General features: G+C 62.6%; 30 protein-coding genes. 15 read left to right on the forward strand and 15 right to left on the reverse strand.

All coding sequences use genetic code 11. The features are described from left to right. The first annotated feature begins 95 nt into the window (after window positions 1–95). From HAQ05_RS07440 to HAQ05_RS07455, 4 genes are all read left to right on the forward strand, one after another. Window positions 96–509 (forward strand): hypothetical protein, encoded by a 414-nt coding sequence (locus tag HAQ05_RS07440; RefSeq protein ID WP_190418970.1) that lies wholly within the window; start codon window positions 96–98, stop codon window positions 507–509. A gap of 169 nt (window positions 510–678) precedes the next feature. Continuing rightward, complete coding sequence (locus HAQ05_RS07445; RefSeq protein WP_420825757.1) at window positions 679–1,497, forward strand: HDOD domain-containing protein; 819 nt, start codon at window positions 679–681, stop codon at window positions 1,495–1,497. 3 nt (window positions 1,498–1,500) lie between these two features. Further along, window positions 1,501–2,313 carry a bifunctional DNA-formamidopyrimidine glycosylase/DNA-(apurinic or apyrimidinic site) lyase gene (mutM, locus tag HAQ05_RS07450; protein ID WP_190418975.1) on the forward strand — a complete coding sequence of 271 codons (813 nt, stop codon included), beginning with the start codon at window positions 1,501–1,503 and terminating at the stop codon, window positions 2,311–2,313. Between the two features lie 98 nt (window positions 2,314–2,411). Next, the gene (locus tag HAQ05_RS07455) at window positions 2,412–2,756 is read left to right on the forward strand and encodes a multidrug transporter (RefSeq protein ID WP_190418977.1); all 345 of its coding nucleotides are present in this window, start codon (window positions 2,412–2,414) and stop codon (window positions 2,754–2,756) included. A 159-nt stretch (window positions 2,757–2,915) separates the two neighbouring features. On the opposite strand, the gene HAQ05_RS07460 is transcribed toward HAQ05_RS07455, so the two are convergent. Both HAQ05_RS07460 and coaD read right to left on the reverse strand, forming a co-directional pair. Continuing rightward, window positions 2,916–3,167: a YfhL family 4Fe-4S dicluster ferredoxin gene (locus tag HAQ05_RS07460; protein ID WP_190418979.1), complete on the reverse strand. Its 252-nt coding sequence runs from the start codon at window positions 3,165–3,167 to the stop codon at window positions 2,916–2,918. 89 nt (window positions 3,168–3,256) lie between these two features. Further along, complete coding sequence (gene coaD, locus HAQ05_RS07465) at window positions 3,257–3,736, reverse strand: pantetheine-phosphate adenylyltransferase (RefSeq protein WP_190418981.1); 480 nt, start codon at window positions 3,734–3,736, stop codon at window positions 3,257–3,259. A 153-nt stretch (window positions 3,737–3,889) separates the two neighbouring features. On the opposite strand from coaD, the gene HAQ05_RS07470 reads away from it, so the two are divergent. Both HAQ05_RS07470 and HAQ05_RS07475 read left to right on the forward strand, forming a co-directional pair. Further along, the gene (locus tag HAQ05_RS07470) at window positions 3,890–4,549 is read left to right on the forward strand and encodes a TetR/AcrR family transcriptional regulator (protein ID WP_190418983.1); all 660 of its coding nucleotides are present in this window, start codon (window positions 3,890–3,892) and stop codon (window positions 4,547–4,549) included. 58 nt (window positions 4,550–4,607) lie between these two features. Further along, window positions 4,608–5,462 carry a sulfurtransferase gene (locus HAQ05_RS07475; protein WP_190418985.1) on the forward strand — a complete coding sequence of 285 codons (855 nt, stop codon included), beginning with the start codon at window positions 4,608–4,610 and terminating at the stop codon, window positions 5,460–5,462. On the opposite strand, the gene HAQ05_RS07480 is transcribed toward HAQ05_RS07475, so the two are convergent. Genes HAQ05_RS07480 through HAQ05_RS07495 form a run of 4 tightly spaced genes read right to left on the reverse strand, consistent with a single transcriptional unit; the run spans window position 5,435 to window position 9,813 of the window. After that, window positions 5,435–6,442 carry a hydrolase gene (locus tag HAQ05_RS07480; protein WP_338050144.1) on the reverse strand — a complete coding sequence of 336 codons (1,008 nt, stop codon included), beginning with the start codon at window positions 6,440–6,442 and terminating at the stop codon, window positions 5,435–5,437. The genes HAQ05_RS07475 and HAQ05_RS07480 overlap by 28 nt on opposite strands. Window positions 6,443–6,447: 5 nt before the next feature. Then, window positions 6,448–7,035 (reverse strand): 16S rRNA (guanine(966)-N(2))-methyltransferase RsmD, encoded by a 588-nt coding sequence (gene rsmD / locus HAQ05_RS07485; protein ID WP_190418988.1) that lies wholly within the window; start codon window positions 7,033–7,035, stop codon window positions 6,448–6,450. Further along, complete coding sequence (locus tag HAQ05_RS07490) at window positions 7,035–8,465, reverse strand: M16 family metallopeptidase (RefSeq protein WP_190418990.1); 1,431 nt, start codon at window positions 8,463–8,465, stop codon at window positions 7,035–7,037. Before HAQ05_RS07490 ends, rsmD begins: the two co-directional genes overlap by 1 nt. Continuing rightward, window positions 8,458–9,813 carry a M16 family metallopeptidase gene (locus HAQ05_RS07495; RefSeq protein ID WP_190418992.1) on the reverse strand — a complete coding sequence of 452 codons (1,356 nt, stop codon included), beginning with the start codon at window positions 9,811–9,813 and terminating at the stop codon, window positions 8,458–8,460. The genes HAQ05_RS07490 and HAQ05_RS07495 overlap by 8 nt, the downstream gene beginning before the upstream one ends. Before the next feature lie 221 nt (window positions 9,814–10,034). Between HAQ05_RS07495 and ftsY the strand changes: the two genes are divergently transcribed. The 4 genes from ftsY to rpoH all read left to right on the forward strand — a co-directional run bounded on the left by ftsY (window position 10,035) and on the right by rpoH (window position 14,008). Beyond that, window positions 10,035–11,345, forward strand: coding sequence for a signal recognition particle-docking protein FtsY (gene ftsY / locus HAQ05_RS07500; RefSeq protein WP_190418994.1), 1,311 nt, complete (start codon window positions 10,035–10,037; stop codon window positions 11,343–11,345). After that, window positions 11,342–12,013, forward strand: coding sequence for a cell division ATP-binding protein FtsE (ftsE, locus tag HAQ05_RS07505; RefSeq protein ID WP_190418996.1), 672 nt, complete (start codon window positions 11,342–11,344; stop codon window positions 12,011–12,013). Before ftsY ends, ftsE begins: the two co-directional genes overlap by 4 nt. Then, the gene (gene ftsX / locus HAQ05_RS07510) at window positions 12,010–13,041 is read left to right on the forward strand and encodes a permease-like cell division protein FtsX (RefSeq protein ID WP_190418998.1); all 1,032 of its coding nucleotides are present in this window, start codon (window positions 12,010–12,012) and stop codon (window positions 13,039–13,041) included. Before ftsE ends, ftsX begins: the two co-directional genes overlap by 4 nt. 112 nt (window positions 13,042–13,153) lie before the next feature. Further along, entirely contained in the window at window positions 13,154–14,008 is an 855-nt protein-coding gene (rpoH, locus tag HAQ05_RS07515) for an RNA polymerase sigma factor RpoH (protein WP_190419000.1), read from the forward strand. 76 nt (window positions 14,009–14,084) lie between these two features. Here rpoH and mtgA read toward each other — a convergent pair whose 3' ends face one another. Then, window positions 14,085–14,804: a monofunctional biosynthetic peptidoglycan transglycosylase gene (gene mtgA, locus HAQ05_RS07520; protein WP_190419002.1), complete on the reverse strand. Its 720-nt coding sequence runs from the start codon at window positions 14,802–14,804 to the stop codon at window positions 14,085–14,087. 73 nt (window positions 14,805–14,877) lie between these two features. On the opposite strand from mtgA, the gene HAQ05_RS07525 reads away from it, so the two are divergent. The 4 genes from HAQ05_RS07525 (at window position 14,878) to trmB (ending at window position 17,154) form a co-directional block, all read left to right on the forward strand. Then, a complete protein-coding gene (locus tag HAQ05_RS07525; RefSeq protein WP_190419004.1) occupies window positions 14,878–15,252 on the forward strand; it encodes a DUF423 domain-containing protein in 375 nt (124 codons plus the stop codon). A 115-nt stretch (window positions 15,253–15,367) separates the two neighbouring features. After that, complete coding sequence (gene thiS, locus HAQ05_RS07530; protein WP_190419066.1) at window positions 15,368–15,568, forward strand: sulfur carrier protein ThiS; 201 nt, start codon at window positions 15,368–15,370, stop codon at window positions 15,566–15,568. Window positions 15,569–15,624: 56 nt separating this feature from the next. Further along, the gene (locus HAQ05_RS07535; RefSeq protein ID WP_190419006.1) at window positions 15,625–16,419 is read left to right on the forward strand and encodes a thiazole synthase; all 795 of its coding nucleotides are present in this window, start codon (window positions 15,625–15,627) and stop codon (window positions 16,417–16,419) included. 9 nt (window positions 16,420–16,428) lie between these two features. Then, the gene (trmB, locus tag HAQ05_RS07540; RefSeq protein WP_190419008.1) at window positions 16,429–17,154 is read left to right on the forward strand and encodes a tRNA (guanosine(46)-N7)-methyltransferase TrmB; all 726 of its coding nucleotides are present in this window, start codon (window positions 16,429–16,431) and stop codon (window positions 17,152–17,154) included. Between the two features lie 61 nt (window positions 17,155–17,215). Here trmB and HAQ05_RS07545 read toward each other — a convergent pair whose 3' ends face one another. The 8 genes from HAQ05_RS07545 to HAQ05_RS07580 all read right to left on the reverse strand — a co-directional run bounded on the left by HAQ05_RS07545 (window position 17,216) and on the right by HAQ05_RS07580 (window position 23,485). Next, window positions 17,216–17,539, reverse strand: a complete 324-nt coding sequence (locus HAQ05_RS07545) for a DUF3392 family protein (protein WP_190419010.1) — start codon at window positions 17,537–17,539, stop codon at window positions 17,216–17,218. A 9-nt stretch (window positions 17,540–17,548) separates the two neighbouring features. Continuing rightward, on the reverse strand, window positions 17,549–18,712 hold the full coding sequence (gene hemW, locus HAQ05_RS07550; RefSeq protein ID WP_190419012.1) for a radical SAM family heme chaperone HemW: 1,164 nt from the start codon (window positions 18,710–18,712) through the stop codon (window positions 17,549–17,551). Next, window positions 18,709–19,302 (reverse strand): RdgB/HAM1 family non-canonical purine NTP pyrophosphatase, encoded by a 594-nt coding sequence (gene rdgB, locus HAQ05_RS07555; RefSeq protein WP_190419014.1) that lies wholly within the window; start codon window positions 19,300–19,302, stop codon window positions 18,709–18,711. Before rdgB ends, hemW begins: the two co-directional genes overlap by 4 nt. Window positions 19,303–19,328: 26 nt before the next feature. Beyond that, window positions 19,329–19,949, reverse strand: coding sequence for a methionine biosynthesis protein MetW (metW, locus tag HAQ05_RS07560; RefSeq protein WP_190419016.1), 621 nt, complete (start codon window positions 19,947–19,949; stop codon window positions 19,329–19,331). A gap of 7 nt (window positions 19,950–19,956) precedes the next feature. Next, window positions 19,957–21,096 carry a homoserine O-succinyltransferase MetX gene (metX, locus tag HAQ05_RS07565; protein ID WP_190419018.1) on the reverse strand — a complete coding sequence of 380 codons (1,140 nt, stop codon included), beginning with the start codon at window positions 21,094–21,096 and terminating at the stop codon, window positions 19,957–19,959. Window positions 21,097–21,344: 248 nt separating this feature from the next. Then, complete coding sequence (locus HAQ05_RS07570; RefSeq protein WP_190419020.1) at window positions 21,345–21,935, reverse strand: YggT family protein; 591 nt, start codon at window positions 21,933–21,935, stop codon at window positions 21,345–21,347. Between the two features lie 10 nt (window positions 21,936–21,945). Then, a complete protein-coding gene (gene proC, locus HAQ05_RS07575; protein ID WP_190419022.1) occupies window positions 21,946–22,764 on the reverse strand; it encodes a pyrroline-5-carboxylate reductase in 819 nt (272 codons plus the stop codon). Between the two features lie 31 nt (window positions 22,765–22,795). Beyond that, the gene (locus HAQ05_RS07580) at window positions 22,796–23,485 is read right to left on the reverse strand and encodes a YggS family pyridoxal phosphate-dependent enzyme (protein ID WP_190419024.1); all 690 of its coding nucleotides are present in this window, start codon (window positions 23,483–23,485) and stop codon (window positions 22,796–22,798) included. 63 nt (window positions 23,486–23,548) lie between these two features. Here HAQ05_RS07580 and HAQ05_RS07585 point away from each other — a divergent pair, with 63 nt between their 5' ends. Beyond that, window positions 23,549–24,583, forward strand: a complete 1,035-nt coding sequence (locus tag HAQ05_RS07585; RefSeq protein WP_190419026.1) for a type IV pilus twitching motility protein PilT — start codon at window positions 23,549–23,551, stop codon at window positions 24,581–24,583. Window positions 24,584–24,601 lie beyond the last annotated feature (18 nt).

Genomic DNA, 24,601 nt, shown 5'->3' on the forward strand with positions numbered 1-24,601 from the left:
CATTGGCCCCTAAGTTGAAAATATACACCCAGTTATTGCTTAGTGATAAGCCTGTTCTATAGTCAATGGAAAGCGATAACGAAGGGAGTTAAATAATGAGCGATATCCTGCCGCGCCTATGGGTCGCGTCGCTGAATAAAACGCTTCAAAGTGAAATCGATAAATGCATAGCCGATGGCGAGGTGAATGCATTGGAGTTGGCCAAGTTCAGGAAAAGCGCCGATGCCCAGGTCGCAACCGCAATCACCACCGGGGCCTCGGCTGCAGTCAAAGAGGCCTTGGAAAAGCTGGCTAAAGCGGCGGACGACACGCATCTTGCCATCGTTGATCTGGACAAAATCTACAGGCCTTTGGAGGAAGATCTAAAAGCGGCGATAGAAGTCGCTGTTCAATATCAGTTGGTGCAAACCGTATTGTCGTATAACTTTAGTTTGGATAAGCAATTGGTTTACTACCCAGAGGGCAAACAAGGCCTGGCCGATTGGCTTAAGCATAGGCAACAACCTTAGTTTGGCGTGGGGAACATAAGGGTTACTTTCTACGGGCGCCGGGCAAGGTTCACGCCGGCGGCTGTAAAACGGCGGTAGGGCAGGTACAATGCCGGCAGCAGCCGGAGCCGCAGCCATGTCCCCAGAGTTATCCCCCGAGCAAATCGAGCAGGCGCTGCAAGGCATCAGTGTGCCGCCGCAGCCGCAGATTCTGGTCGATTTGCAGATGGAGCAATATCAGCCCGATCCCGACCTGGCGACCATCGCCCGCCTGGTATCCCAAGATCCCGGGCTGTCCGGGTCGCTGCTGAAGATCATCAATTCCCCACATTACGGGCTATCGAATCGCATCACCTCGATCAAGCGGGCGGTCAATTTGCTGGGTGGCCGGTCGGTGATCAACTTGATCAATGCACAATCGATCAAGGGCCAGATGAGCGATGAAACCATCGTGACCCTCAACCGCTTTTGGGACACGGCCCAGGATGTGGCCAATGCCTGCGCTACCTTGGCCAAGCGCCTGGGCTCACAGGCGGTGGACGAAGCCTACGCCCTGGGGTTGTTCCACGACTGTGGCGTGCCGCTGATGCTCAAGCGGTTCCCCGATTACATGGCCGTGCTCGAGCTTGCCTATGCCCAGGCCAAGCCAGGCACCCGCGTGGTCGACACCGAGAACCAGCGCTTCAACACCAACCACGCCGTGGTGGGCTACTACACCGCGCGTTCCTGGCGCCTGCCGGGGCATGTGTGCGATGCCATTGCCAACCATCACAATGCCTTGGCGGTTTTCAGCGACGAGTCCAGCAAACAAGCGCCGCTGAAGAACCTGTTGTCGATCCTTAAAATGGCCGAGCACATCGGTGCCTCGTATCGGGTGATCGGTAACCAGGCGGTGGATCACGAATGGCAGGCGGTCGCGCCCTTGGTGCTGGACTACGTTGGCCTTAGCGAATATGACTTCGACAACCTGGCCGAAACGGTCCGCGAACTGGGCGCCCGCGGAGAGTGACCCATGCCGGAATTGCCTGAAGTCGAAACCACCCGCCGCGGCATCGCGCCATACCTGGAAGGCCAACGCGTAAGCCAGGTGATCGTGCGTGACCGGCGCTTGCGCTGGCCCATTCCCGAAGACCTGGACGCGCGGCTGTCGGGCCAACGCATCGTCAGCGTGCAGCGGCGGGCCAAATACCTGCTGATCAACGCCGAAGTGGGTACATTGATCGCCCACTTGGGGATGTCTGGCAATTTGCGGCTGGTGGCGGCGGGGTTGGCGGCGCTCAAGCACGAGCATGTCGACATCGAGCTGGAGTCGGGCATGGCGCTGCGCTATACCGACCCGCGGCGGTTCGGCGCGATGCTGTGGAGCACCGACCCGCACGCCCATGAGCTGCTGGCCAGCCTCGGCCCGGAGCCATTGACCGACCTGTTCGACGGCGAGCGGCTGTTCCAGTTGTCCCGTGGCCGCATCATGGCGGTCAAGCCGTTCATCATGGACAACGCCATCGTGGTGGGCGTGGGCAACATCTACGCCACGGAAGCATTGTTCGCCGCCGGTATCGACCCGCGCCGCGAAGCGGGTGGGATTTCTCGCGCGCGTTATTTGCGCCTGGCCATTGAGATCAAGCGAGTCCTCGCTCATGCCATCGAGCGGGGCGGCACTACGCTACGCGACTTTATCGGCGGAGATGGCCAACCCGGTTATTTCCAGCAGGAGCTATTCGCTTATGGCCGCGCCGGCTTGCCGTGCAAGGTATGCGGCAAGCCCCTGCGTGAAACCCGCCTGGGGCAGCGGGCCAGTGTGTACTGTGGCGCTTGTCAAAAATGATACAGCTTGGCGCCCGGCCTGTTCCTGACAAGTTGGGCTGCGCTGTTATAGTTGAACCCACGATTATCGACGTATCTGCCCAGTAGAGGGAGCGTGCCATGAAGCCGTTTCGCATATTAACCCTGACGCTGGCCCTTAGCCTGGGCGCCCAAGCCGTGCCCGCCTGGGCCGAGCTCAGTGGCCAGGGTGGCGGCAGCGGTGACCCGACCTACCAGATCCAGAACCCGCCGGCCTATGCGATGATCGGCGACCTTTTGGTGGCCCGGCCATTTTTGATTGTCGCCACGGTGGTGGGTGCCGGCTTGTTCGTGGTTTCGCTGCCTTTCACCGCAGCGGGCGGTAACATTGGCGCAGCCGGTAAGGCGCTGGTGGTGGACCCGGGCAAGGCCGCTTTCGTGCGGTGCTTGGGCTGTACGGAAAGCGGTTACGCGAATGACCGTTAGTGTGGTGTTTCAGCAGTTCGCGCCAGCAGCGGCGTGCGAACGTTGCCGTCGGGCAAGGCGCCGTGCCGAGTCATAGCAGGCTATGGCAAGGAGGGGTAACGGGGGCCGGCAGGCTAAGGCACCGTCAAACAAAGGCCAGCCAATGTCTGAAACACCCTACTAGGCTTTGCCGGTGATGCGCCGATATTTCTCCATCAACTGCTCTTCGGTTTCCGGGTGGGTGTCATCCAGCGGAATGCAGTCTACGGGGCACACCTGTTGGCACTGGGGCTCGTTGTAGTGGCCCACGCATTGGGTGCACAGGTTAGGGTCTATCACGTAAATTTCTTCACCCTGAGAGATCGCCGCATTCGGGCACTCGGGTTCGCAGACGTCGCAGTTGATGCAATCGTCGGTGATGATAAGGGACATGGAAGCTCCGGCCCGGGGCATCTGGCCCGGGCATCAACAAACAATGCCTGCCATTTTGCCCCATTGCGGCGTGCCATGCACGCCATTGCTCAGCCTTTGAAGCGTTCCCTCAGGGCTTCGGCTACCGCCGGATGAACGAATTTGGAAATATCACCACCCAGCGCCGCGATCTCCCGGACCAAGGTCGACGAAATGAACGAATAGCGTTCCGACGGGGTGAGGAACAAACTCTCAAGGTCGGGCGCGAGTTGCCGGTTCATGTTCGCCAGCTGAAATTCGTATTCGAAATCGGACACCGCGCGCAAGCCGCGCAGCAGTACGTTGGCCCCTTGTTCGTGGGCGAATTGCGCCAACAGTGTGGAAAAACCGACCACTTCGACATTGGGCAGATGCTGGGTGACTTCGCGGGCCAGCCCAACCCGTTGTTCGAGGGTGAACAGCGGGTTTTTCTTCGGGCTGGCGGCAACGGCAATGACCACCGAGTCGAACAGCCGCGAAGCGCGTTCGACCAGATCGCCATGGCCCTTGGTTATCGGGTCGAAGGTGCCTGGATACAACACTCGGTTCATCGCGTCGTCCTGGTGTGAGCCGTTTGGGAATCGCATGGTAGCGTAGCAGTTGGCACCGGCCAAGGGTGCGTGGGAATAGGCGGTGCTTTCTCAGGAGGGCACGACCTCGCTAAGATAGCCATCACAAAAACATCACGAGGGTCGCGGCGCCGCATGAAAACCCCAGAACGTATCGTCCATGCAAGCCTGCGGCTGTTCAACGACTTGGGCGAGCGCGCCGTCAGCACCAATCACATTGCCGCCTACCTTGAGATGTCGCCCGGTAACCTGTACTACCACTATGCCAACAAGCGGGAGATTGTCGCGGTGCTGTTCGGCCGTTACGAGCAGCAGGTGCGCCAGGCGTTGGCAATACCCGCTACGGGTGCGCCCACGGTGGATGAGCTGCGCGGCCACCTCACCGAGTTGCTGGGGCGTATGTGGCACTTTCGCTTTTTTTACCGAGATTTGGAGCACCTGTTGGAAGCTGACCCAGCGTTGGCCAGCCGTTATCGGGCGTTTTCCGGTGAATGCCAGGCGCTGGGGCGGCGGTTGATCCAGCGTTTTGTAGACCACGGCATCCTCGCGCTCGATGCCCGCCAAGCAGAGGCGTTGACCCTGAACGTGTGGATCGTGCTCACCGGCTGGGTGCGCTATTGCTGTACCCACGATGTTCAGCCACAACACGAAGCCGAGGTGATCCACCGCGGTTGCTATCAAGTGTTGAGCCTGGCCAGTGGGTTCGTCCAAGCGCGTTGGCTCTCGAGCATCGAAAGCCTACTGAGCGAGTTCGGCGCGCCGCTTATGATGCAAAGCGATCAAGGACCGGGCTGAGGCGGAACTTCCGCCGGGGCCGTCGATCAACCCAGCATTTCATGGAAACCTACCTGCCATGCCCATCGCCCAACTGATCAACCCAGCGCAATTGGCCGAGCGCCTGGGGCAACGCAACCTGGTGCTGCTCGATTGTCGTTTTGCCCTGGATGACCCGGATTATGGCCGGCGCAGCTACAACCAAGGGCACATCGAGGGCGCCCATTTCGCAGACCTGGAACGCGACCTGTCCGGCAAAGTGATCAAGGGCGTTACCGGGCGCCACCCCTTGCCGGCGCCGGGGCAGTTGCTTGAACGCTTGCAGGCGTGCGGCCTGAATGCCGACAGCGAGGTGGTACTCTACGACGATGGCCCGGGGGCCTACGCGGCACGGGCGTGGTGGTTGCTGGCCTGGCTTGGTAAGCGCAGCGCTGTATCGTTGCTCGACGGCGGCCTGAAGGCTTGGCATGGCGCTGGCTTGCCATTGAGCCTTGACGCGCCGCGCAGCGCCCATGGGCATTTTTCAGGCAAGCCCGACAACCGCTTGGTGGTGACCGCGCAGCAACTGAGCGATAGCCTTCAGGCGCCGGGCTTGACCTTGATCGACGCGCGGGCCGAGGCACGCTTTCGTGGCGAGGAGGAACCAATAGACCCGGTCGCGGGGCATATACCGGGCGCACAATGCGCTGTATTCAACGATAACTTGGGGCCGGATGGCTGTTTTCTGCCACCGGAACAACTGCGCGCGCGCTTCGAGCGGCTGCTGCAGGCACGCCCGGCACAGCAGTTGGTGGCCTATTGCGGCTCTGGCGTAACGGCCTGCCACAATTTGTTTGCCCTTTGCCTGGCAGGCTACCCCTTGGCGAAGCTGTATGCAGGTTCGTGGAGCGAATGGATCACCGACCCTCAGCGCCCGCGGGCCACCGGGGGCTGAGTCAGCAGCCATTGCGGAATGCGGCGTTCCAGGTAATACCCCGGGCGGCACAAGCTGCCCTCTACGAAGCCGACATGGCCGCCCTGGGCATGCCGTTCGAAGGCCACGCAGGTTGGCAGCTCCCCGGCGGCGGGTAAGCTGTGGGGAAACACGAAGGGGTCGTCTTCGGCTTGGATCATCAAGGTGGGCCGGGTGATGCTGCCAAGGTAATAACGGCTGGAAGCGCGCCGGTAGTAGTCTTCTGCGCTGGTGAAGCCATGCAGGGGCGCGGTGACGGCACCGTCGAATTGCCAGAAATCCCGGATGCCCGCCAGCGAGCCCAGCGCCTGCAGCTTGGCCGAATGTTCGTTGCGCCCTTGCTGGGTCAGGCGCTTCTGCTTTTGCTTCACATAAGCGACCATTTCGCGCATGAAATGCCGTTGGTAAATACGTGAAAAGCCCAGGCCGATGCGGTCGGCGCACTGGTCTAGGCGAAACGGCACCGATACTGCCACGGCGCCTTGTAATGGGCAGCGTTCGGCCGTTTCACCCAGGTACTTGAGCAGGATGTTGCCACCCAATGAATAGCCGACGGCATACAACGGCGCCGTGGGCCGTTTCGCGGCCAACAGGGCGATCACCTCGGCCAGGTCGTCGCTGGCACCGGAATGGTAACTGCGGGCGAGCAGGTTTGGCTCGCCCGAGCAGCCGCGCCAGTTGACCGCGACGCTGGCCCAGCCTACCAGGCCCAAGGCGCGTTGCAGGCCGGCCACATAAGGGGAATTGGAGGAGCCGGTCAAGCCATGCAGCACCAGCACCAGGGGCGCCCCTGGTGTGTGCGGGCCATGCCAATCGACGTCCAGAAAGTCGCCATCGGCCAACCATAGCCGTTCGCGCTGGCGTGCCAACGGAGGCAGCTTGCGCCACAAGGGCCCCCATAGCGTTTGCAGATGTGGGTTGGCCAAGCCACGGGCAGGCTGGAACGCAGCCTCCGCTTCCACAGCGGTTACTCGCCGTGTTGCCAGAGCGCGTAGTGCACCTGGCCTGCCTGTTTTTCCCGATGCAGCCGCCATTGAGGTGGCAGCCCCAGGCTTGAAGGGGCGCTTTCGCTTTCGGTATAAACCCATGCCGCCGGCGCCAACCACCCACGGCTTTCGAGCAGGTCGCAGGTGGCCTTGAGCAGGGCCTGGTGGAACGGCGGGTCGAGAAAAACCAGGTCGAACGGCTGCGCCGGTTGATGTTCGAGGTAGCGCAGGGCGTCGCTTTGCAGCAATTGGCCATTGCCGCACTTGAGCAGATCGAGGTTGTGCCGCAGGCTCGCAATGGCCTCGCTGTTGGCGTCCAGCGCCAGGCCCATGGCCGCGCCGCGCGACAGCGCCTCCAGGTATAAGGCGCCACTGCCGGCGAAGGCGTCCAGCACCCGGGCACCCTCGACATAGGGCGCCAGCCAGTTGAACAAGGTTTCCCGCACGCGGTCAGGCGTCGGCCGCAGCCCTGGTGCCTGGGGGAAGCTTAACCGGCGGCTGCGCCATTGGCCGCCAATGATGCGCAGTTGCCCGGCGCCGGGAGAGGACTTGCCTGCAAACATGGCCATCAATGCTCCGGTACACCGAGCGGCGGCTCGGCGGGGTTGTCGGTGGGCGCTGGCAGCGGCTGTTGGGGCACCGTGGGGCCCACCGTGACCACAACCATTTTCGACGCGTCCAGGTGTGCGTTCATCGCCTCGCGTACCTGCGCGGTGGTCAACGCCTGCGATTGCTGCATGAAGTCTTCGAGAAAACTCAGTGGCAGGTTATAGAAGCCCATCGCCCCCAGTTGGCCGGCGATGGCGGCGTTGCTGGCATTGGACAGCGGGAAGCTACCGGCCAGTTCCCGCTTGGCGTCGTCGAGTTCTTGCTGGGTCGGGCCGCTTTGCAGGTAGTCGCGCACAATTTGTTGCACCAATTCCAAGGTGCCTTGGCTCTGTTCGGCGCGGGTTTGCAGGCTGATAGTGAACGGCCCCTGGGCTTGCATGGCCGTGAAACCGGCATACACGCCGTACGTCAACCCGCGTTTTTCCCTGACTTCGCTCATCAACCGGGTGCCGAAGCTGCCACCGCCGAGAATATCGGCGCCCATGCTCAGGGCCGCGAAATCGGGGGCGTCGCGCTGGATACCCAGTGCGCCGATCAACAGGTGGGTTTGCTTGGACGGGAATTCGATGTGGGTCACCCCCGGGGCGGGCACCGCGGGTTCGCCCACCGGGGGCAAGGCTGGGCCTTGGGGCAAGGCGTTGGACACCTGTTCGGCGATGGCGTGTGCCTGCTCGGCGGTAAGGTCGCCGACCAGGGCAATCACTGCGTTACCCGCCGCATAGGCGCGTTTATGAAACGCCTTTAGTTGTTGCAAGTCGATGCCCTGCAGGCTCTTGGCATCGCCATCGCTGGGGTGGGCATAAGGGTGGTCGCCGTAAAGCTTTTGGGCGAAGGCCTGGCTGGCGAGAAAGCCTGGGTTCTGGGTGCGGAATTCGAAACTCGCCAGCAACTGGTTTTTGATCCTCGCCAAGGAACTGGCCGGGAATGTCGGGCGGCCGACCACTTCGCTGAACAATTGTACCGCCGGCTCGCGCTTGGCAGGGGCCGACAGGCTGCGCAGGGTGGCGACGGCCATATCCTTGTAGGCGCCGTTGCCGAAGTCTGCCCCCAGCCCCTCGAAACCCTGGGCGATGGCCTGTACATCTTTGCCGGCCACGCCTTCGTTGAGCATGGCGTTGGTCACCAGCCCGAGCCCTGGCACCTTGCCGTCCTGGCTGCTGCCGGCGGCGAAGGTCAGGCGCAGGTCGAACATCGGCAACTCATGGGCCTGTACGAACAGCACGCGGGCCCCGGCCGCGGTGGTCCAGCGCTGGATGTCGAGGGCCCGGTGGGCGGGTGCTGCCTGGCTGACCTGGGCCAGGGTTTCGAGCTGGGGCGCCTCGGCCATGGCGCTGGTGCTCAAGGCCAGGGCGAGCCCGCCCACCATTGCGCGCAGGGTTGGCTTATTCATGGCTAGCCTCTTCGGGCAATACGTGGGCGGTTGTCAGGCGGTCGCGGGTGAAATAGGTGCGTGCAGCTTGCTGGATGTCCAGGGGGGTCACCTGCTGCAGGTCGTCCACTTCGCTGTCGATCAGTTTCCAGGACAACCCCACGGTTTCGAGCCGGCCGATGCTGATCGCCTGGCTGCTGATGGAGTCGCGCTGGTACACCAGCCCCGCGATCAGTTGGGCGCGTACCCGCTCCAGCTCTTGCTCCGTGGGTGGCTTGGCCTTGAGCTCGTCGAGCAGTTGCCAGATGCCTTTTTCCACATCGGCCAACGACTTGTGCTTTTGCCCGTTGGGCGTAGCGCTCAGGGTGAAAAGGCTGTCACCGCGGTTGAACGCATCGTAGTTGGCTGAGGCGCCGGCAACCAGTTCCTGGCCGCGCTCCAGGCGGGTGGACAAGCGTGCGCTGTAGCCACCGTCGAGCAGGGCGACGATCAAGCGCAGGGCCTGGGCGGTGCGCGGGTTTTGCGCGGTGGCAAGGCTCGGCACGTTGAAGCCCATCAGCAGGCTTGGCAATTGTGTGCGCACATGCAAGGTGAGCAGGCGTTCGCCCGGTTGGGCGAGTTCCAGTGGCAGTTTGGCCGGGGGCGTGTCGCGCCGGGGGATGGCGCCGAACCACCGCTCGGCCAGGGCTTTCACCTCGCTGGGCTGTACGTCGCCGACCACCACCAGGGTGGCGTTGTTGGGGGTGTACCAAGCTTGGTACCAGTGGCGCAGTTCGTCGATGTTCATGCGATCGAGATCGGCCATCCAACCGATCGTCGGGGTGTGATAACCGCTGGCCGGGTAGGCGGCGGCCTTGAAGGCTTCATAGGCCTTCTGTGAGGGTTTGTCGTCGGTGCGCAGGCGGCGCTCTTCCTTGATTACCTCGATTTCGCGCTTGAATTCGCCCTCCGGCAGGGCCAGGGTGGCCATGCGGTCGGCTTCCAGCTCGAAGGCGACGGGCAGGCGGTCTTTGGCCAATACTTGGTAATAGGCGGTGTAGTCGTCGCTGGTGAAGGCGTTTTCTTCGGCGCCCAGGTCGCGCAGCACACGCGATGCCTCGCCGGGGCCCAGTTTGCTGCTGCCCTTGAACATCATGTGTTCCAGCGCGTGGGAAAGGCCGGTTTGCCCGGGCGCCTCGTAGCTGGAGCCCACCTTGTACCAGATTTGCGAAACGGCGATCGGGGCACGGTGGTCTTCGCGCACAACCACTTTGAGGCCGTTGGCCAGGGTGAACTCGGTGGTGGGCTGGGGTTCTGCGGCGAATACAGCCAAAGGCAGGCAAACCGCGCCGGCCAGCAGGCCAGCGAAGCGGCGTGCTAAAGCAGTCATTATCGATCCAAACCTGTTGGGAGGCCTGCCGGCCTTAGCGCGGCAGGGCGATGAGGTGCTAGGATACTGGTCCGCCGCGCCTGCGTCAGCGGATATCCCTCGAACACCTGCACAAAATATTGCGCGTGAACAAGCGGGATGAATTGCAGTCTGTTCTGCGATGTTGAGAATTCCTCGAAGCGCTTCACTGGCGTTTCGCTACCGTGAGATAGCCGTCTTCCATGTTTGGTTCCAACGACGACAAAAAAGCCTCGGCCGTGGCCGCTGAAAAAAAGGGCCTTTTCGGCTGGTGGCGCAAAAAGCCCCAGGAGCAGGCTGCCCAGCCCGAACCTGAACCAGCCCCCGAGGCTACGGATGCCCAGCCCCCCGCGCCGGAGCCCTCTGCCGCAGAGGTGCCGGCCGAGCGCGCCATAGCGCTGGCGCCGGAGCCGGTACTGGCCGCCCAGCCCCCCGCGGCCACTGAGCCTGCGCCGCCAGCGGTGGAGCCGGTATTGGCGCCGGAGCCTGCTCTGTTGCCTTTGCCGGTCGCCGAAGAGCCGGTATCCCTCCAGCCGGAGCCTGATCCAGCGCCGTTGCACGCCCCTACTACGGAAGCGGCCAAGGCGGGCTTCTTCGCCCGCTTGAAGCAGGGCCTGAGCAAAACCAGCGCCAGTATCGGCGAGGGCATGGCCAGCCTGTTCCTGGGCAAAAAGGTGATCGACGACGACCTGCTGGACGAGATCGAAACCCGGCTGCTGACCGCCGACGTCGGTGTGGAGGCCACCTCGGTGATCATCCGCAACCTCACCCAGAAGGTGGCCCGCAAGCAACTGACCGACGCCCAGGCGCTGTACCAGTCGCTGCAGGCCGAGCTTGCACAGATGCTCGAGCCGGTTGAGCAGCCGCTGGTGATCGGTGCCCGCGCTACGCCCTTTGTGATCCTGGTGGTCGGCGTGAACGGCGCCGGTAAAACCACCACCATCGGCAAGCTGGCGCGGCGTTTCCAGGGCGAAGGCAAAAAGGTGATGCTGGCGGCGGGCGATACCTTCCGCGCCGCGGCGGTGGAACAACTGCAGGTGTGGGGCGAGCGCAACCAGATCCCGGTGATTGCCCAGCACACCGGCGCGGATTCGGCCTCGGTGATTTTCGATGCCTTGCAGGCGGCGAAGGCCCGTGGCGTCGATGTGCTGATCGCCGACACCGCCGGGCGCCTGCACACCAAGGACAACCTCATGGAAGAGCTGAAGAAGGTGCGTCGGGTGATGGGCAAGCTCGATGAACAGGCGCCCCATGAGGTGTTGTTGGTGCTCGATGCGGGCACCGGGCAGAACGCCATTAACCAAGCCAAGCACTTCAACCAGTCGGTCGCCCTGACCGGCTTGGCGCTGACCAAGCTCGACGGCACCGCCAAAGGGGGGGTGATTTTCGCCTTGGCCAAGCAGTTTGGCCTGCCGATTCGCTATATCGGCGTGGGCGAAGGCATCGACGATTTGCGCACGTTCCAGGCGCAGCCATTCGTGCAGGCGCTTTTCGCTGAGCGGGAACGGGCATGATTCGCTTCGAGCAGGTCGGCAAACGCTACCCCAACGGCCATATAGGTGTGCACGAACTCAGCTTTCGGGTGCGCCGCGGCGAATTCCTGTTCGTCACCGGCCACTCCGGCGCTGGCAAAAGTACCTTGCTGCGGCTGTTGTTGGCCATGGAGCGCCCTACCAGCGGTAAGCTGCTGTTGGCCGGCCAAGACCTGGGCCAGATCAGCAATGCGCAGATCCCTTTCTTGCGCCGGCAAATCGGCGTGGTGTTCCAGAACCACCAGTTGCTGTTCGACCGCACGGTGTTCAACAACGTCGCCTTGCCGCTGCAGATTCTCGGGTTGGACAAAGGCGAAATCGCCAAGCGAGTCGATTCGGCCCTCGACCGGGTGGCGCTGGGGGACAAAGGCGACCTCTACCCTGGGGACTTGTCGACCGGGCAGCAACAGCGGGTCGGCATTGCCCGTGCCATCGTCCATCGGCCCGCATTGTTGCTGGCCGATGAGCCCACCGGTAACCTCGACCCGCGCCTGGCGGCGGAGATCATGGGTGTGTTCGAAGACATCAATCGTTTAGGTACCAGTGTGCTGATCGCCAGCCATGACCTGGCCCTGATCGCGCGCATGCGCCACCGCATGCTGACACTGCAACGTGGCCGCCTGATCGGCGACGGGGAGGCTGCCCAATGAGCGCCACCCGCAGCCCAAAGGTTTCGGACCGGGTGGCGCCGCGCGCCGCCGAGCCGCAGCCACCGAAGAAAAAACCGCGGCGCCAGGATGACGACGACGGGCCCGATTTCGGTACGCTGTTCCACGCGTGGCTCGAGAGCCACCGGGCCAGCCTGGCCGACAGCCTGAAGCGCCTGGGCCGGCACCCTTTCGGTAGTTTGTTCACCTGCCTGGTGATGGCGGTGGCGCTGAGCATGCCGATGGGTTTGTCGTTGCTGCTGAAGAACGTCGAACGCCTTGGCGGCTCATGGCAACGGGCCGCGCAGATTTCCCTGTACATGGACCTCGGCGCCAGCGATGCGGATGGCCAGGCATTGGTGGCCAAGGCCAAGGGGCTGGGTGGGGTGGCCGACGCCGAATACGTAAGCCGGGCCCAGGCGCTCGAAGAGTTCCAGCAGCAGTCTGGCCTGGGGCAAGCGCTCAAGGAACTGCCAGACAACCCATTGCCTGGCACGGTGGTGGTCACCCCGCTGGAGGTCGACAAGCCCACCCTGGAAGCGCTGCGCGAACAGTTGGCGGCGTTGCCCAATGTGCAACAGGCGCAATTGGACCTGGTTTGGGTCGAGCGCTTGGCGGCCATTCTCAAATTGGGGGACCGCTTTATCTTTGGTTTGGCGGTGCTGTTGATATCCGCCCTGTTACTGGTGATCGGTAACACCATAAGGTTACACATTGAAAACCGCCGGGTAGAAATCGAGGTGATCAAGCTGGTAGGGGGAACTGACGCCTACGTGCGGCGTCCGTTTCTTTATATGGGCGCCCTCTACGGCCTCGGTGCGGGTTTGCTGGCCTGGGCCGTGCTGGTTTTTGGCCTTAACTGGCTAAATAAGTCGGTGGTGGGGTTGTCCGAGCTGTATGGTAGCGACTTCGCGTTGGGCGGGGTGCCGCTCTCCGACGCGGTTTCCCTCTTGCTTGGTGCGGTACTGTTGGGGTATATCGGTGCGTGGATCGCGGTGGCGAGGCACCTACGGGAGCTGGCGCCGCGGTGATCCAACATTTTCTTGACGTCAAAGACCGTTCTTCATCGGAACTAGGTAAAAGGTTCCCGGTCTTATGTTCAGCGCCCGACGGCGCGAGTCTGTATTTTGGAGGTCCATTCGTATGACCCAATCCTTGCAACCTGCTTATGCGCTGGTCCCAGGTGCGAACCTGGAAGCCTATGTGCACACGGTTAACAGCATCCCGCTGCTTACGCCGGAGCGGGAGCGCGAGCTGGCCGACAGCCTTTACTATGAGCAAGATCTGAACGCCGCGCGCGAACTGGTGATGGCCCACCTGCGTTTCGTGGTGCATATCGCGCGTAGCTATTCGGGCTACGGGCTGGCCCAGGCAGACCTGATTCAAGAGGGCAATGTTGGCCTGATGAAGGCGGTCAAGCGTTTCAACCCGGAAATGAACGTGCGCCTGGTATCGTTCGCCGTTCACTGGATCAAGGCCGAGATCCACGAGTTCATCCTGCGCAACTGGCGGATCGTCAAGGTTGCCACCACCAAGGCCCAGCGCAAGCTGTTTTTCAACCTGCGCAGCCAGAAAAAACGCCTGGCCTGGCTGAACAACGACGAAGTGCACCGGGTGGCGGAAAGCCTGGGTGTAGAGCCGCGCGAAGTGCGTGAGATGGAAAGCCGCCTCACTGGCCAAGACATGGCATTCGACCCAGCGGCCGAGGCCGATGATGACAGCGCGTTCCAGTCGCCTGCCCATTACCTCGAAGACCACCGCTACGACCCGGCTCGCCAATTGGAAGATGCCGATTGGAGCGACAGCGCCAACAACAGCTTGCACGAAGCCCTGCAAGTGTTGGATGCGCGCAGCCGCGATATTCTCTACCAGCGCTGGTTGGCCGAGGAAAAGGCCACGTTGCATGAGTTGGCAGAGAAGTACAACGTTTCGGCTGAGCGTATCCGCCAGTTGGAGAAAAACGCGATGAACAAGCTCAAGGGCTCCATCGCGGCCTGAGGTCCATACCCAGGGCGGCCCTGCCGCCTGATGTGGCCCGGCATAGCCTGCCGGGCCCTCCCTGCGGGTATCCGGCTCACTGCCACGGCAGCGGCCTGGCGTGGTTCAGGTTGCTCAAGTATTCGCTACCCCCCAATTGGCCCATTTGCTGGCGTATCCATGCCGCCCGGCGCAGCACGTACGGGCTGGGATGGCTGGCGCTCCAATGGCGAGGGTTTGGTAGCACCGCGGCTAGCAAACTGGCCTGCTGGCGCGAGAGTGCGCTGGCGTTGACGCCAAAGTGGTGTTGCGCCGCCGCCTGGGCCCCGAACACGCCAACGTCCCATTCCGCACTGTTCAAATACACCTCGAGGATTCGCTGCTTAGGCCAGAGCACCTCGATCAGCACGGTGAACCAAGCTTCCAGGGCCTTGCGAAAATAGCTGCGCCCCGACCACAGGAACAGGTTCTTGGCCACCTGTTGGCTCAACGTGCTGGCCCCGCGAAGCGCCCCGCCACTCTCGTTATGCAGGAACGCGGCGCGAATGGCGGGAACGTCAAACCCCCAATGTGACGAAAAGCGTTGGTCTTCGCCGGCAATGGCAGCGATTTTCAGGTCATCGGAAATGTATTCCCAACTTCGCCAACTGCGCTGCAAGTCGACGGGCTCGCCGTTGGCCCAGGATTGCACCTTGCGCTCGACCATCAGCGCCGACCCCGGTGGCGGCACCCAGCGCAGCACCAGTACCAGCAAAAAGCTGCCAATGGCGAACCATTTCAGAAACTTGAACACGCGTTGCAAAATGACATGCAGCATAAGTGTGCTTGGCCTGGGCCGGGAGAGCGGGCCATTATACAGGTCCACACCTATGCACAACGGAGCCGTACCCATGTTAAGAACCTTCCTGCTGCTGGCCGCGTTTTTCGGGTTCACCGGCGTGGGGTTAGGGGCATTCGCCGCGCATGGGCTCAAGGGCCGCCTGAGCGCCGATTACCTGGCGATCTTTCAGACCGGGGTGCACTACCAGTTGGTGCATGCCTTGGCGTTGCTGGCGGTGGCGGTGCTGGCCAATACGCTGCCCGGCCGCTTGGTAGGCTGGGCAGGTGGATGTTTTGCGCTGGGTATCGTTTTATTCAGCGGCAGCCTGTACCTGCTCACGCTTACCGGGGTCGGCAAGCTGGGCATCATTACGCCCTTCGGTGGCCTGGCGTTTTTGGCCGGTTGGCTGTGCCTGGGCCTGCTGGCTTGGCGGCTGGCGCCCTGAGCCATAAGTGCCGGTACGGCCACGGCGGTGGGGACGAACGGCCGCTGGGCGCCTTGGTCGCCACGCTCGATCTGTTAGAATGCCACCCCCCAAATCATCCGATGGCGGCGAGCACATGCGCATCCAACTGAACGGCGAACCCTTCGAACTGCCCGACGCAGCAACCGTCGAGGCACTGCTCAGCCGCCTTGACTTGGGCGGCCGGCGCGTGGCGGTGGAGCTGAACCTGGACATCGTGCCGCGCAGCCAGCATGCCGGCACCGCGCTCAAAGAGGGCGACCAGGTCGAAGTGGTCCATGCGATCGGTGGTGGCTAACCGGGCAACGATCGGCCCTGCCACTTTAATTGCGAATTCAATTCGAGGAATGTCCCATGAGCATTGCTGAACGCGACAAGCCTTTCACCGTTGCCGGCCGTACCTTTCAGTCGCGCTTGCTGGTGGGCACCGGCAAATACCGTGACTTGGAAGAAACCCGCCTGGCCATCGAAGCTTCCGGTGCGCAAATCGTAACCGTTGCCGTGCGCCGCACCAACATCGGCCAGAACCCTGGCGAGCCCAACCTGCTGGATGTACTACCGCCCAGCCGTTACACCATTCTGCCTAACACCGCCGGTTGCTACGATGCAGTAGAGGCGGTGCGTACCTGCCGCTTGGCGCGCGAGATGCTCGATGGCCACAACCTGGTCAAGCTCGAAGTGCTGGCCGACCAGAAAACCCTGTTCCCCAATGTGATCGAAACCCTCAAGGCCGCCGAGGTGCTGGTCAAGGATGGCTTCGACGTGATGGTGTACACCAGCGATGACCCGGTCATCGCCCGGCAGTTGGCCGAGATCGGCTGCTGCGCGGTGATGCCGCTGGCCGGGTTGATCGGTACTGGCCTGGGTATCTGCAACCCCTACAATTTGCAGATTATCCTTGAGGAAGCCAAGGTCCCGGTGCTGGTCGACGCCGGTGTGGGCACGGCCTCCGATGCCACCATCGCCATGGAGCTGGGCTGCACGGCCGTGCTGATGAACTCGGCGATCGCCCATGCACAGCACCCGGTGCAAATGGCCGAGGCCATGAAGCATGCGATTATCGCCGGGCGCTTGGCCTGGTTGGCCGGGCGCATGCCGAAAAAACTCTATGCCAGCGCTTCTTCGCCGCTGGATGGCCTGATCAAGTAAGAGCATTCAATGATCGATTCGCAACCACTGCCGCAAGCGAGCGCCGGCGAACACTCGCCACGGCGTGCCATCAAAAGCTTCGTGATGCGTGCCGGGCGCATGACCGAGGGCCAACAACGCGGCCTGGATATCGGCGGCCCGCGGTTCATCCTGCCGCTGGCCGAGGCGCCGGTGGATTTCAACCAGGTTTTCGGGCGCCAAGCTCCGCGGACGTTGGAGATCGGCTTCGGCATGGGCCATTCGTTGCTGGAAATGGCCGCTGCGGTGCCTGAGCACGATTTTATCGGGGTGGAAGTCCACCGCCCCGGTGTGGGGGCGCTGCTCAACGGCTTGCTGACCCAACAGTTGGCGAATGTCCGTGTTTACGATTGCGATGCCATCGAAGTGCTCAAGCGCTGCGTGGCCGATGAGAGCCTCGACCGCTTACTGTTGTTCTTCCCCGACCCCTGGCACAAAAGCCGCCACCACAAGCGGCGCATCGTACAGCCGGCCTTTGCCGAGCTGGTGCGCAGCAAGCTCAAGGTGGGCGGTGTGCTGCACATGGCAACCGACTGGGAGCATTACGCCGAGCATATGCTTGAAGTGATGAACGCAGCCCCGGGGTATCGCAACCTTGCCGCCGATGGCCGTTGGGTACCGCGCCCACCCGAGCGCCCCGTGACCAAGTTCGAACGCCGTGGCGAACGGCTGGGGCATGGCGTATGGGACCTTAAGTTCGAGAAGCTTGCGCCATAAGCGAAAGCGCCAACGCAGGTAGACGCAAGGCACACGCTTTTGCAACAGCGGGGCGTGCCGGCTATTTGCGATCCGCCACCACACCCAGCAGCACCAGCACCACCAACAACACCGGCGCGAGGCTATAGTTGTTGAACTGCGACAGCCCACGCACCACCCAAGGCGTGGCATAGATCAGCGCCGCGCCGCTACCCACCAGGCACACCAGGGCCAGGGCGGGCACGCGCAGGGCGCCGGCCAAGTTGCCCAGGCGGCTTTCTATCCAGCCCTTGAATTGCGCGCCGAACAGCAGCAGCGCACAGCCTACCAAGGCCAGGGAAATCTCCGACAGGTTACTGCGGCTCCAGCGCGAAACCGTGGCGAGCAGGTCCAGTATCAGGTCCATCACGTGTCCTTAGTTCAAGAAGTACTGCAACAGGTCGTTAAGAAACAACTGCCCTTGTGGGGTAGCCACCAGCCGCGCCGGTTCGACCTCCAATAGCCCCTTTTGTTCGGCTTGGCGCCGCGCCGCGCCCAGGCTGGCCAACGGCAGGCCGGTGCGTGCCGGGAACAATGCCGCCTCTACGCCTTCGGTGAGCCGCAGCGCGTTCATCAGGAATTCAAACGGCAGTTCCTCGGCCGGTAGCACCTTGTCGCCGGCCTTGAAGGGCTTGGCCAGGTTCAAGTAGTCCTTGGGCAGGCGGGTTTTCCAGGTACGGCGGACAGTGCCATCCGGGTGGGTGAGTTTGCCATGGGCGCCGGCACCAATCCCGATGAAGTCGCCAAACGACCAGTAATTCAGGTTATGCCTCGCCTGGTGCCCTGCGCGGGCATAAGCGGAGACTTCATACTGGATAAAGCCGTGCTCATTCAGCAAAGCTTGGCCGGCTTCCTGGATGTCCCATAGGGTGTCATCTTCGGGCAGCGGCGGTGGCTGGTTCCAGAACACCGTATTGGGCTCGAGCGTGAGTTGGTACCACGACAGGTGCGTGGGGGCCAGGGCAATGGCTTGGCGCAAGTCGTCCAGCGCTTGTTCCAGGGTTTGCTCCGGCAGCCCGTGCATCAGGTCGAGGTTGAAGTTGTCGAAGCCTGCCCGGCGCGCCATTTCGGCGGCGCGCAGTGCTTCATCGCCGCTGTGGATACGCCCCAACCGCTTCAACTTGGCTGCCTCGAAGCTCTGCACGCCTATGGATAGCCGGTTGATGCCGAGCTTGCGGTAGGCTACGAACTTGGCTTGCTCGAAGGTGCCCGGGTTGGCCTCCAAAGTGATTTCGATGCCTTGGGCGAACGGGATGCGCGCGGCCACACCCTCAAGCAGCCGGCCCAACGCCACGGCGCTAAATAGGCTGGGCGTGCCGCCGCCGAAGAATATCGAGGCCAGTTGCCGCCCCTGGACATAGGGCAAGTCTTGGTCAAGGTCGCTCAGCAGCGCGCTGACGTAGGCGTCTTCCGGTAGCTCCGGGCTCGCGGCGTGGGAATTGAAGTCGCAGTAAGGGCATTTGCGTACGCACCATGGGATGTGCACGTAAAGGGCGAGCGGGGGTAGCTGCAGGGTGCTGCCGGCGAGAACGGCGGTCATGCCAGGCCCAGGCGCTCACGCAGCAACGCCATGGCGCGGGCGCGATGGCTGAGCTGGTTCTTTTCGGCAGGGCTCAGTTCGGCGCTGGAGCATTCACGTTCAGGCACCCAGAACAGCGGGTCGTAACCGAAGCCGTGGTCACCCCTGGCCACCTCGAGAATGCGGCCCTGCCAAAGCCCCTCGCAGAGAATCGGCAGCGGGTCGCTGGCATGGCGCACCAAGGCCAGTACGCACACGAACTGGGCGCCGCGCTGGGCGCTGGGCACGCCGCGCAAGGCATCGAGCAGCTTGGCATTGTTCGCCGAATCGCCTTGGCCGCCGGCATAGCGCGCCGAGTAGATACCCGGGGCGCCGCCCAGGTAGTCCACCGCCAAGCCCGAATCGTCCGCCAGGGCTGGCAGGCCGGAAAGCCGCGCCGCGTTACGCGCCTTGAGAATGGCGTTCTCGACGAACGACAGCCCGGTTTCTTCCGGTTCGGCCGAACTGAACTCGCCGACCGAGCGCAGCGTTATGCCGCCGCCCAGCATGGCCTGCAGTTCCTTGAGTTTGCCGGTGTTATGGCTGGCCAGCACCAGTTGCTGAATGTTCATTGCGGTGTACCCCTGTTGTGCGCCGGTTAAACCGCCACCTTGTGTTGCGCAAACCCTGGGCTGCTGACCCGGTAGATACCGATTTCGCCGAGCAGGTTGGGCCATAGCTTACTCGCCCAGTTGTGGCGGTGTTGGTGGTCCACCGCCAAACGGTCGAGCACCTGCGCCTGGCGCTCGTGGCACAGTGCCTCGAAATCCTTGAACGTACAGAAGTGGATGTTCGGTGTGTTGTACCAGGTATAGGGCAGGAACTCCGAAACCGGCATTTTGCCTTTGCTCGCCAGGTACCAGCGGCAGCGCCAGTGGCCGAAGTTGGGGAAGGTAATGATGCATTGGCGGCCAACCCGCAGCATTTCGTCGAGAATGCGGTCGGGGTAGGTCACCGCCTGCAGCGCCTGGGTCATGACGACCACGTCGAAACTGTTGCTGGCGAAGTTGCCCAGGCCCTTGTTCAGGTCCTGCTCGATCACGTTGATGCCTTTGCGCACGCACTCGGTGAGGTTGTCAGGGTCGATCTCCAGGCCATAACCGCTGACGCGCTTATGGTCGCGCAGCCAGGCTAATAGTTCGCCATTGCCGCAGCCCAGGTCGAGCACACGGCTGCCGGCGGGGATCCACTCCTGGATGATGTCCAAATCGGCTCTCATGGGGCCCTCAAATCTCGATGCGGTTCATGTAGCTGGAGAAGCCTTGCAGGTAACGGGGTACCGGAATCAGGAAGGCGTCGTGGCCTTGCGGGGCGTCGATTTCCAGGTAGCACACATTCTTGCGCGCGGCCATCAGGGCATTGACCAGCTCGCGCGAGCGGGCAGGGGAGAAGCGCCAATCGGTGGTGAACGACATGATGCAAAAGTTCGCCTTCACGTTTTCGAAGGTCTTGGCCAGGTCATCGCCATAGGCTGCGGCCGGGTCGAAGTAGTCCAGGGCCTTGGTCATCAGCAGGTAGGTATTGGCATCGAACCGGCCAGAGAACTCTTCGCCCTGGTAGCGCAGGTAGCTTTCGACCTGAAATTCCACGCTGTGGAAGTCATAGTTGAGCTTTTCGCTTTTGAGGCCTCGGCCGAATTTCTCGCCCATCGAGTCATCAGATAAATACGTGATGTGCCCGACCATGCGCGCCAGCATCAGCCCGCGCTTGGGGATCACCCCTTCGGCCTGGAAGTTGCCGCCGTGAAACTCCGGGTCGGACAGGATCGCTTGGCGCGCGACCTCGTTGAAGGCGATGTTCTGCGCCGAAAGCTTCGGTGCCGAGGCAATCGCCACGCAGTGGCGAACGCGCTCCGGGTAGGTTAATGCCCACTGCAACGCTTGCATGCCACCCAAGCTGCCACCGACCACGGCCGCCCATACCGGGATGCCCAAGTGGTCGGCCAATAACGCCTGGCTGTGTACCCAGTCTTCTACGGTCAACACCGGGAACTGGGCGCCGAACGGCTGGCCGGTGTCGGGGTCGATACTGCTTGGGCCGGTGGAACCATTGCAACCACCAAGGTTGTTCAGCGACACCACGAAGAAACGGCGGGTGTCGATGGGCTTGCCCGGGCCGATGCAGCTGTCCCACCAGCCAGGCTTGCGGTCGGTTTCGCTATGGTAACCGGCGGCATGATGGTGCCCGGACAGGGCGTGGCAGATCAGCACGGCGTTACTGGCCGAGGCATTGAGCGTGCCATAGGTCTCGTATACGAGGTCGTACTCGGCAATGGCGCGGCCGCAGGCCAGGGCCAGCGGTTCGCTGAAATGAGCGATTTGTGGGGTGACGATACCGACGGAATCTTCGGCGAAGACCTTGGACATCTGGCCTGCTCTCGGATAAATGAGGCGTAAGTCTACGGCAGGTGGTGGTGGGCCGGCTATAAAGGGTTGAGCGGTAAGCCGAAAGCGCCAAGCGCGCGGCGAAACCCTACCGCTTGAAGCGTGCCGCGAATGGGCTGTTTCAGACGCTGGGCGCACAACATTGGCGGCGCCTTTGCTGGCGGGCTGCGTCGCCGCGCCCGCCAGCAAACTCGCGCTTCAATGCACGTGCAAACTTTTAAAACACCCTACTAGATAAGCCTTGAAATCACCGCTGGCATCAGCGTCATCTGCGCCAGGTAGCCGATCACGAAGGTGTCGAGCAGTTGGATAATCACGAATGCCACGATAGGCGACAGGTCCAGGCCGCCCATGGTCGGGATGATGCGGCGAAGTGGAGCCAGCATCGGCTCGCAGAGCTGGTTGGCCAATTCCGCCGCCGGGTTGTGGCTGTTGGGGGCGACCCAACTCACGATCACCATGAGAATCATGGCGAAGAAAAACACTTTCAGAAACAGCGCAGCCACCCCGATGACGGCCCAGATCAGCATTTGCAGCGGGTTGCCGACCACGCCGTAAGTGAGCAGCAGTGTGAGCGACATCACGATCAACTGCACCACGATCGCCAACAGCAGCGAGGCGGTGTCGATGCCGCCCACGCTCGGGATCACCTTGCGCAAAGGCCGCAGTAGCGGCTGGGTGGCGCGCACGGCTACCTGGCAAAGCGGGTTGTAGAAATCTGCGCGTACCAGTTGCAGGATGAACCGCAGCACTACCAACAGCAGATACAAGCCGCCGAACACCTGGATGACGAATACGGCAGCCCCATTCAATCCCATCATATGTCGCTCCTTATTTGCCTAACTGTTCGGCCAGTTCCACCGAGCGCGCCGCAGCCGCGCCCAGCGCCTTGCTTGCCAAGGCTTCGAAGCCCCCGGCCTGAAACGCCCTGATTGCCGCTTCGGTGGTGCCGCCTGGGGAGGTCACGCGCCGGCGCAGTTCTGCGGCATCGACATCGCTGCCCAGCGCCATGCGTGCCGCGCCCAGCGCCGTTTGCAGGGTCAGGCGTGCGGCGGTTTCGCGCGGTAGGCCCAATTGTTCGCCCGCGGCGGTCATGGCCTCCATCAGCAAAAAGAAATACGCAGGGCCACTGCCCGATACAGCGGTGACGGCGTCGAGTTGGGGTTCTTCATCGAGCCACAGGGCCACACCGACTGCTTCAAGCAGTTGTGTAGCCTGCTGCCGTTGCCCTGGCGACACCTGGGCGGTCGCATAGAGGCCGCTGGCACCCTCACGCACCAACGCCGGGGTGTTCGGCATGCAGCGCACGATGGGGCGCTCGCCCAGCCACTGGGCCAAGCTGTGGCAGGTGATGCCGGCGGCCACCGAGACCACCAGCTGCTGCGGCTGCAGCGCCGGTTTCAGGGCTTCGCACACGGCTTTCATCATTTGCGGCTTGACCGCCAATACCACCACCTCGGCGCCCGCGGCGGCCTCGGCGTTATCGGCGAACATGGCGATGCCGTATTCGGCGGCCAATTGCACACGTTTATCCGCCCCGGGGTCGCTGGCGCGAATGCGCGAGGCATCGACGCCTTGGGCGCGCAGGCCGCCGATCAAGCTCGCGGCCATGTTTCCTGAGCCGATGAAGGCAATGTGGGTGTCGCTCATGGAGGGTCCTTATACGTTGGGGGGCGTGCGCTCAGGCGGGTGTGCCGTAGTCGCGTGCGCCGAACAGGGCCGTGCCGATTCGCACCCAGGTAGCGCCATGGGCAATGGCGGCTTCCAGGTCGTGGCTCATGCCCATCGAGAGAGTGTCCAGTGGCAGGTCAAGCTGTTGTTGCAGGGCTTGTACCTGCGCAAAGGCTGCGTCTTGTGCGGCGCGGTCCTCGGTGGGTTGCGGAATCGCCATCAACCCACGCAGGCGCACGTTGGGCAACGCCGCCACCGCTGTGGCCAACGCGGGAAGCTCGGCCGGCGAACAACCGGCCTTGCTCGCCTCGCCGCTGATGTTCACCTGCAGGCAGATGTTCAGCGCCGGCAGCCCTGGCGGGCGTTGCTCGGCCAAGCGTTCGGCGATCTTTAGGCGGTCTACGGAATGTACCCAATCGAAATGCTCGGCAATGGCCTTGGTCTTGTTCGATTGGATGGGGCCGATGAAATGCCAACTCAGGGGCAGGTCGGCCAGTTCGGCCTGCTTGGCCAGGGCCTCTTGCAGGTAGTTTTCACCCACGGCGCGCACCCCGGCCGCATAGGCTTCGCGGACCGCGGCGGCAGGTTTGGTCTTGCTCACCGCCAACAGGCCGATGGCCGCTTCGCTGCGACCTGCAGCCAGGGCCGCGGCCCTGATACGGGCGCTTACCGAGGAAACGTTGTCTGCTATCGTGGACATAACTTGCGCCAGCGGCTTTGGGTCTGCGGCATTCTACCTGCTTGTCCGTATTTGGGGAGCCTCATGGACATTACCGAACTGCTTGCCTTCAGCGCGAAACAGGGGGCTTCGGACCTGCACTTGTCTGCCGGGCTGCCACCGATGATTCGCGTAGACGGCGATGTACGCCGGATCAACCTGCCACCGCTGGAAGACAAACAAGTGCAGGAACTGATCTACGACATCATGAACGATAAGCAACGCCAAGACTTCGAAGAGTTCCTGGAAACCGACTTTTCGTTCGAAGTGCCTGGTGTGGCGCGTTTTCGCGCCAACGCGTTCAACCAGAACCGCGGCGCCGGCGCGGTGTTTCGCACCATTCCGTCCACGGTACTGACGATGGCCGACCTTGGCATGGGGGATGTGTTTCGGCGTATTGCAGAGGTGCCCCGTGGCCTGGTGCTCGTCACCGGCCCGACCGGTTCGGGTAAGTCCACCACCCTGGCGGCGCTGATCGACTACCTCAATAGCAACAAGCATCAGCATATTCTTACCATCGAAGACCCGATCGAATTCGTTCACGAGTCGAAAAAGTGCCTGGTGAACCAGCGTGAGATCCACCGTGACACCTTGGGCTTCGCCCCCGCGCTGCGCTCGGCGTTGCGTGAAGACCCCGACGTGATTCTGGTGGGCGAGATGCGCGACCTGGAAACCATTCGCCTGGCGTTGACCGCGGCTGAAACCGGCCACTTGGTATTCGGCACCTTGCACACCACCTCGGCGGCCAAGACCATCGACCGGGTGGTCGACGTGTTCCCGGCCGAGGAAAAGTCCATGGTGCGTTCGATGTTGTCGGAGTCGTTGCAGGCGGTGATCTCGCAAACCTTGTTGCGCAAGATCGGCGGCGGCCGGGTGGCCGCTCACGAGATCATGATCGGCACGTCGGCCATCCGTAACTTAATCCGCGAAGACAAAGTGGCGCAGATGTATTCGGCCATCCAGACCGGCGGCCAGATCGGCATGCAAACACTCGACATGTGCTTGAAGGACCTGCTCGCCAAGGGCCTGATCAACCGTGATAGTGCGCGGGAAAAAGCCAAGATCCCCGACAATTTCTAACCCCCATCGCCCTACCGA

Origin of the sequence: Pseudomonas typographi, from assembly GCF_014694385.1 — a bacterium.
GTDB lineage: Bacteria > Pseudomonadota > Gammaproteobacteria > Pseudomonadales > Pseudomonadaceae > Aquipseudomonas > Aquipseudomonas typographi.

What these genes read in the sequence shown, in the direction of transcription:
- HAQ05_RS07440 (WP_190418970.1), top strand. Translation starts at nt 96, where the DNA reads ATGAGCGATATCCTGCCGCGCCTATGGGTCGCGTCGCTGAATAAAACG.
- mutM (WP_190418975.1), top strand. Translation starts at nt 1,501, where the DNA reads ATGCCGGAATTGCCTGAAGTCGAAACCACCCGCCGCGGCATCGCGCCA.
- HAQ05_RS07455 (WP_190418977.1), top strand. Translation starts at nt 2,412, where the DNA reads ATGAAGCCGTTTCGCATATTAACCCTGACGCTGGCCCTTAGCCTGGGC.
- HAQ05_RS07460 (WP_190418979.1), bottom strand. Translation starts at nt 3,167, where the DNA reads ATGTCCCTTATCATCACCGACGATTGCATCAACTGCGACGTCTGCGAA.
- coaD (WP_190418981.1), bottom strand. Translation starts at nt 3,736, where the DNA reads ATGAACCGAGTGTTGTATCCAGGCACCTTCGACCCGATAACCAAGGGC.
- HAQ05_RS07470 (WP_190418983.1), top strand. Translation starts at nt 3,890, where the DNA reads ATGAAAACCCCAGAACGTATCGTCCATGCAAGCCTGCGGCTGTTCAAC.
- HAQ05_RS07475 (WP_190418985.1), top strand. Translation starts at nt 4,608, where the DNA reads ATGCCCATCGCCCAACTGATCAACCCAGCGCAATTGGCCGAGCGCCTG.
- rsmD (WP_190418988.1), bottom strand. Translation starts at nt 7,035, where the DNA reads ATGGCCATGTTTGCAGGCAAGTCCTCTCCCGGCGCCGGGCAACTGCGC.
- HAQ05_RS07490 (WP_190418990.1), bottom strand. Translation starts at nt 8,465, where the DNA reads ATGAATAAGCCAACCCTGCGCGCAATGGTGGGCGGGCTCGCCCTGGCC.
- HAQ05_RS07495 (WP_190418992.1), bottom strand. Translation starts at nt 9,813, where the DNA reads ATGACTGCTTTAGCACGCCGCTTCGCTGGCCTGCTGGCCGGCGCGGTT.
- ftsY (WP_190418994.1), top strand. Translation starts at nt 10,035, where the DNA reads ATGTTTGGTTCCAACGACGACAAAAAAGCCTCGGCCGTGGCCGCTGAA.
- ftsE (WP_190418996.1), top strand. Translation starts at nt 11,342, where the DNA reads ATGATTCGCTTCGAGCAGGTCGGCAAACGCTACCCCAACGGCCATATA.
- ftsX (WP_190418998.1), top strand. Translation starts at nt 12,010, where the DNA reads ATGAGCGCCACCCGCAGCCCAAAGGTTTCGGACCGGGTGGCGCCGCGC.
- rpoH (WP_190419000.1), top strand. Translation starts at nt 13,154, where the DNA reads ATGACCCAATCCTTGCAACCTGCTTATGCGCTGGTCCCAGGTGCGAAC.
- mtgA (WP_190419002.1), bottom strand. Translation starts at nt 14,804, where the DNA reads ATGCTGCATGTCATTTTGCAACGCGTGTTCAAGTTTCTGAAATGGTTC.
- HAQ05_RS07525 (WP_190419004.1), top strand. Translation starts at nt 14,878, where the DNA reads ATGTTAAGAACCTTCCTGCTGCTGGCCGCGTTTTTCGGGTTCACCGGC.
- thiS (WP_190419066.1), top strand. Translation starts at nt 15,368, where the DNA reads ATGCGCATCCAACTGAACGGCGAACCCTTCGAACTGCCCGACGCAGCA.
- HAQ05_RS07535 (WP_190419006.1), top strand. Translation starts at nt 15,625, where the DNA reads ATGAGCATTGCTGAACGCGACAAGCCTTTCACCGTTGCCGGCCGTACC.
- trmB (WP_190419008.1), top strand. Translation starts at nt 16,429, where the DNA reads ATGATCGATTCGCAACCACTGCCGCAAGCGAGCGCCGGCGAACACTCG.
- HAQ05_RS07545 (WP_190419010.1), bottom strand. Translation starts at nt 17,539, where the DNA reads ATGGACCTGATACTGGACCTGCTCGCCACGGTTTCGCGCTGGAGCCGC.
- hemW (WP_190419012.1), bottom strand. Translation starts at nt 18,712, where the DNA reads ATGACCGCCGTTCTCGCCGGCAGCACCCTGCAGCTACCCCCGCTCGCC.
- rdgB (WP_190419014.1), bottom strand. Translation starts at nt 19,302, where the DNA reads ATGAACATTCAGCAACTGGTGCTGGCCAGCCATAACACCGGCAAACTC.
- metW (WP_190419016.1), bottom strand. Translation starts at nt 19,949, where the DNA reads ATGAGAGCCGATTTGGACATCATCCAGGAGTGGATCCCCGCCGGCAGC.
- metX (WP_190419018.1), bottom strand. Translation starts at nt 21,096, where the DNA reads ATGTCCAAGGTCTTCGCCGAAGATTCCGTCGGTATCGTCACCCCACAA.
- HAQ05_RS07570 (WP_190419020.1), bottom strand. Translation starts at nt 21,935, where the DNA reads ATGATGGGATTGAATGGGGCTGCCGTATTCGTCATCCAGGTGTTCGGC.
- proC (WP_190419022.1), bottom strand. Translation starts at nt 22,764, where the DNA reads ATGAGCGACACCCACATTGCCTTCATCGGCTCAGGAAACATGGCCGCG.
- HAQ05_RS07580 (WP_190419024.1), bottom strand. Translation starts at nt 23,485, where the DNA reads ATGTCCACGATAGCAGACAACGTTTCCTCGGTAAGCGCCCGTATCAGG.
- HAQ05_RS07585 (WP_190419026.1), top strand. Translation starts at nt 23,549, where the DNA reads ATGGACATTACCGAACTGCTTGCCTTCAGCGCGAAACAGGGGGCTTCG.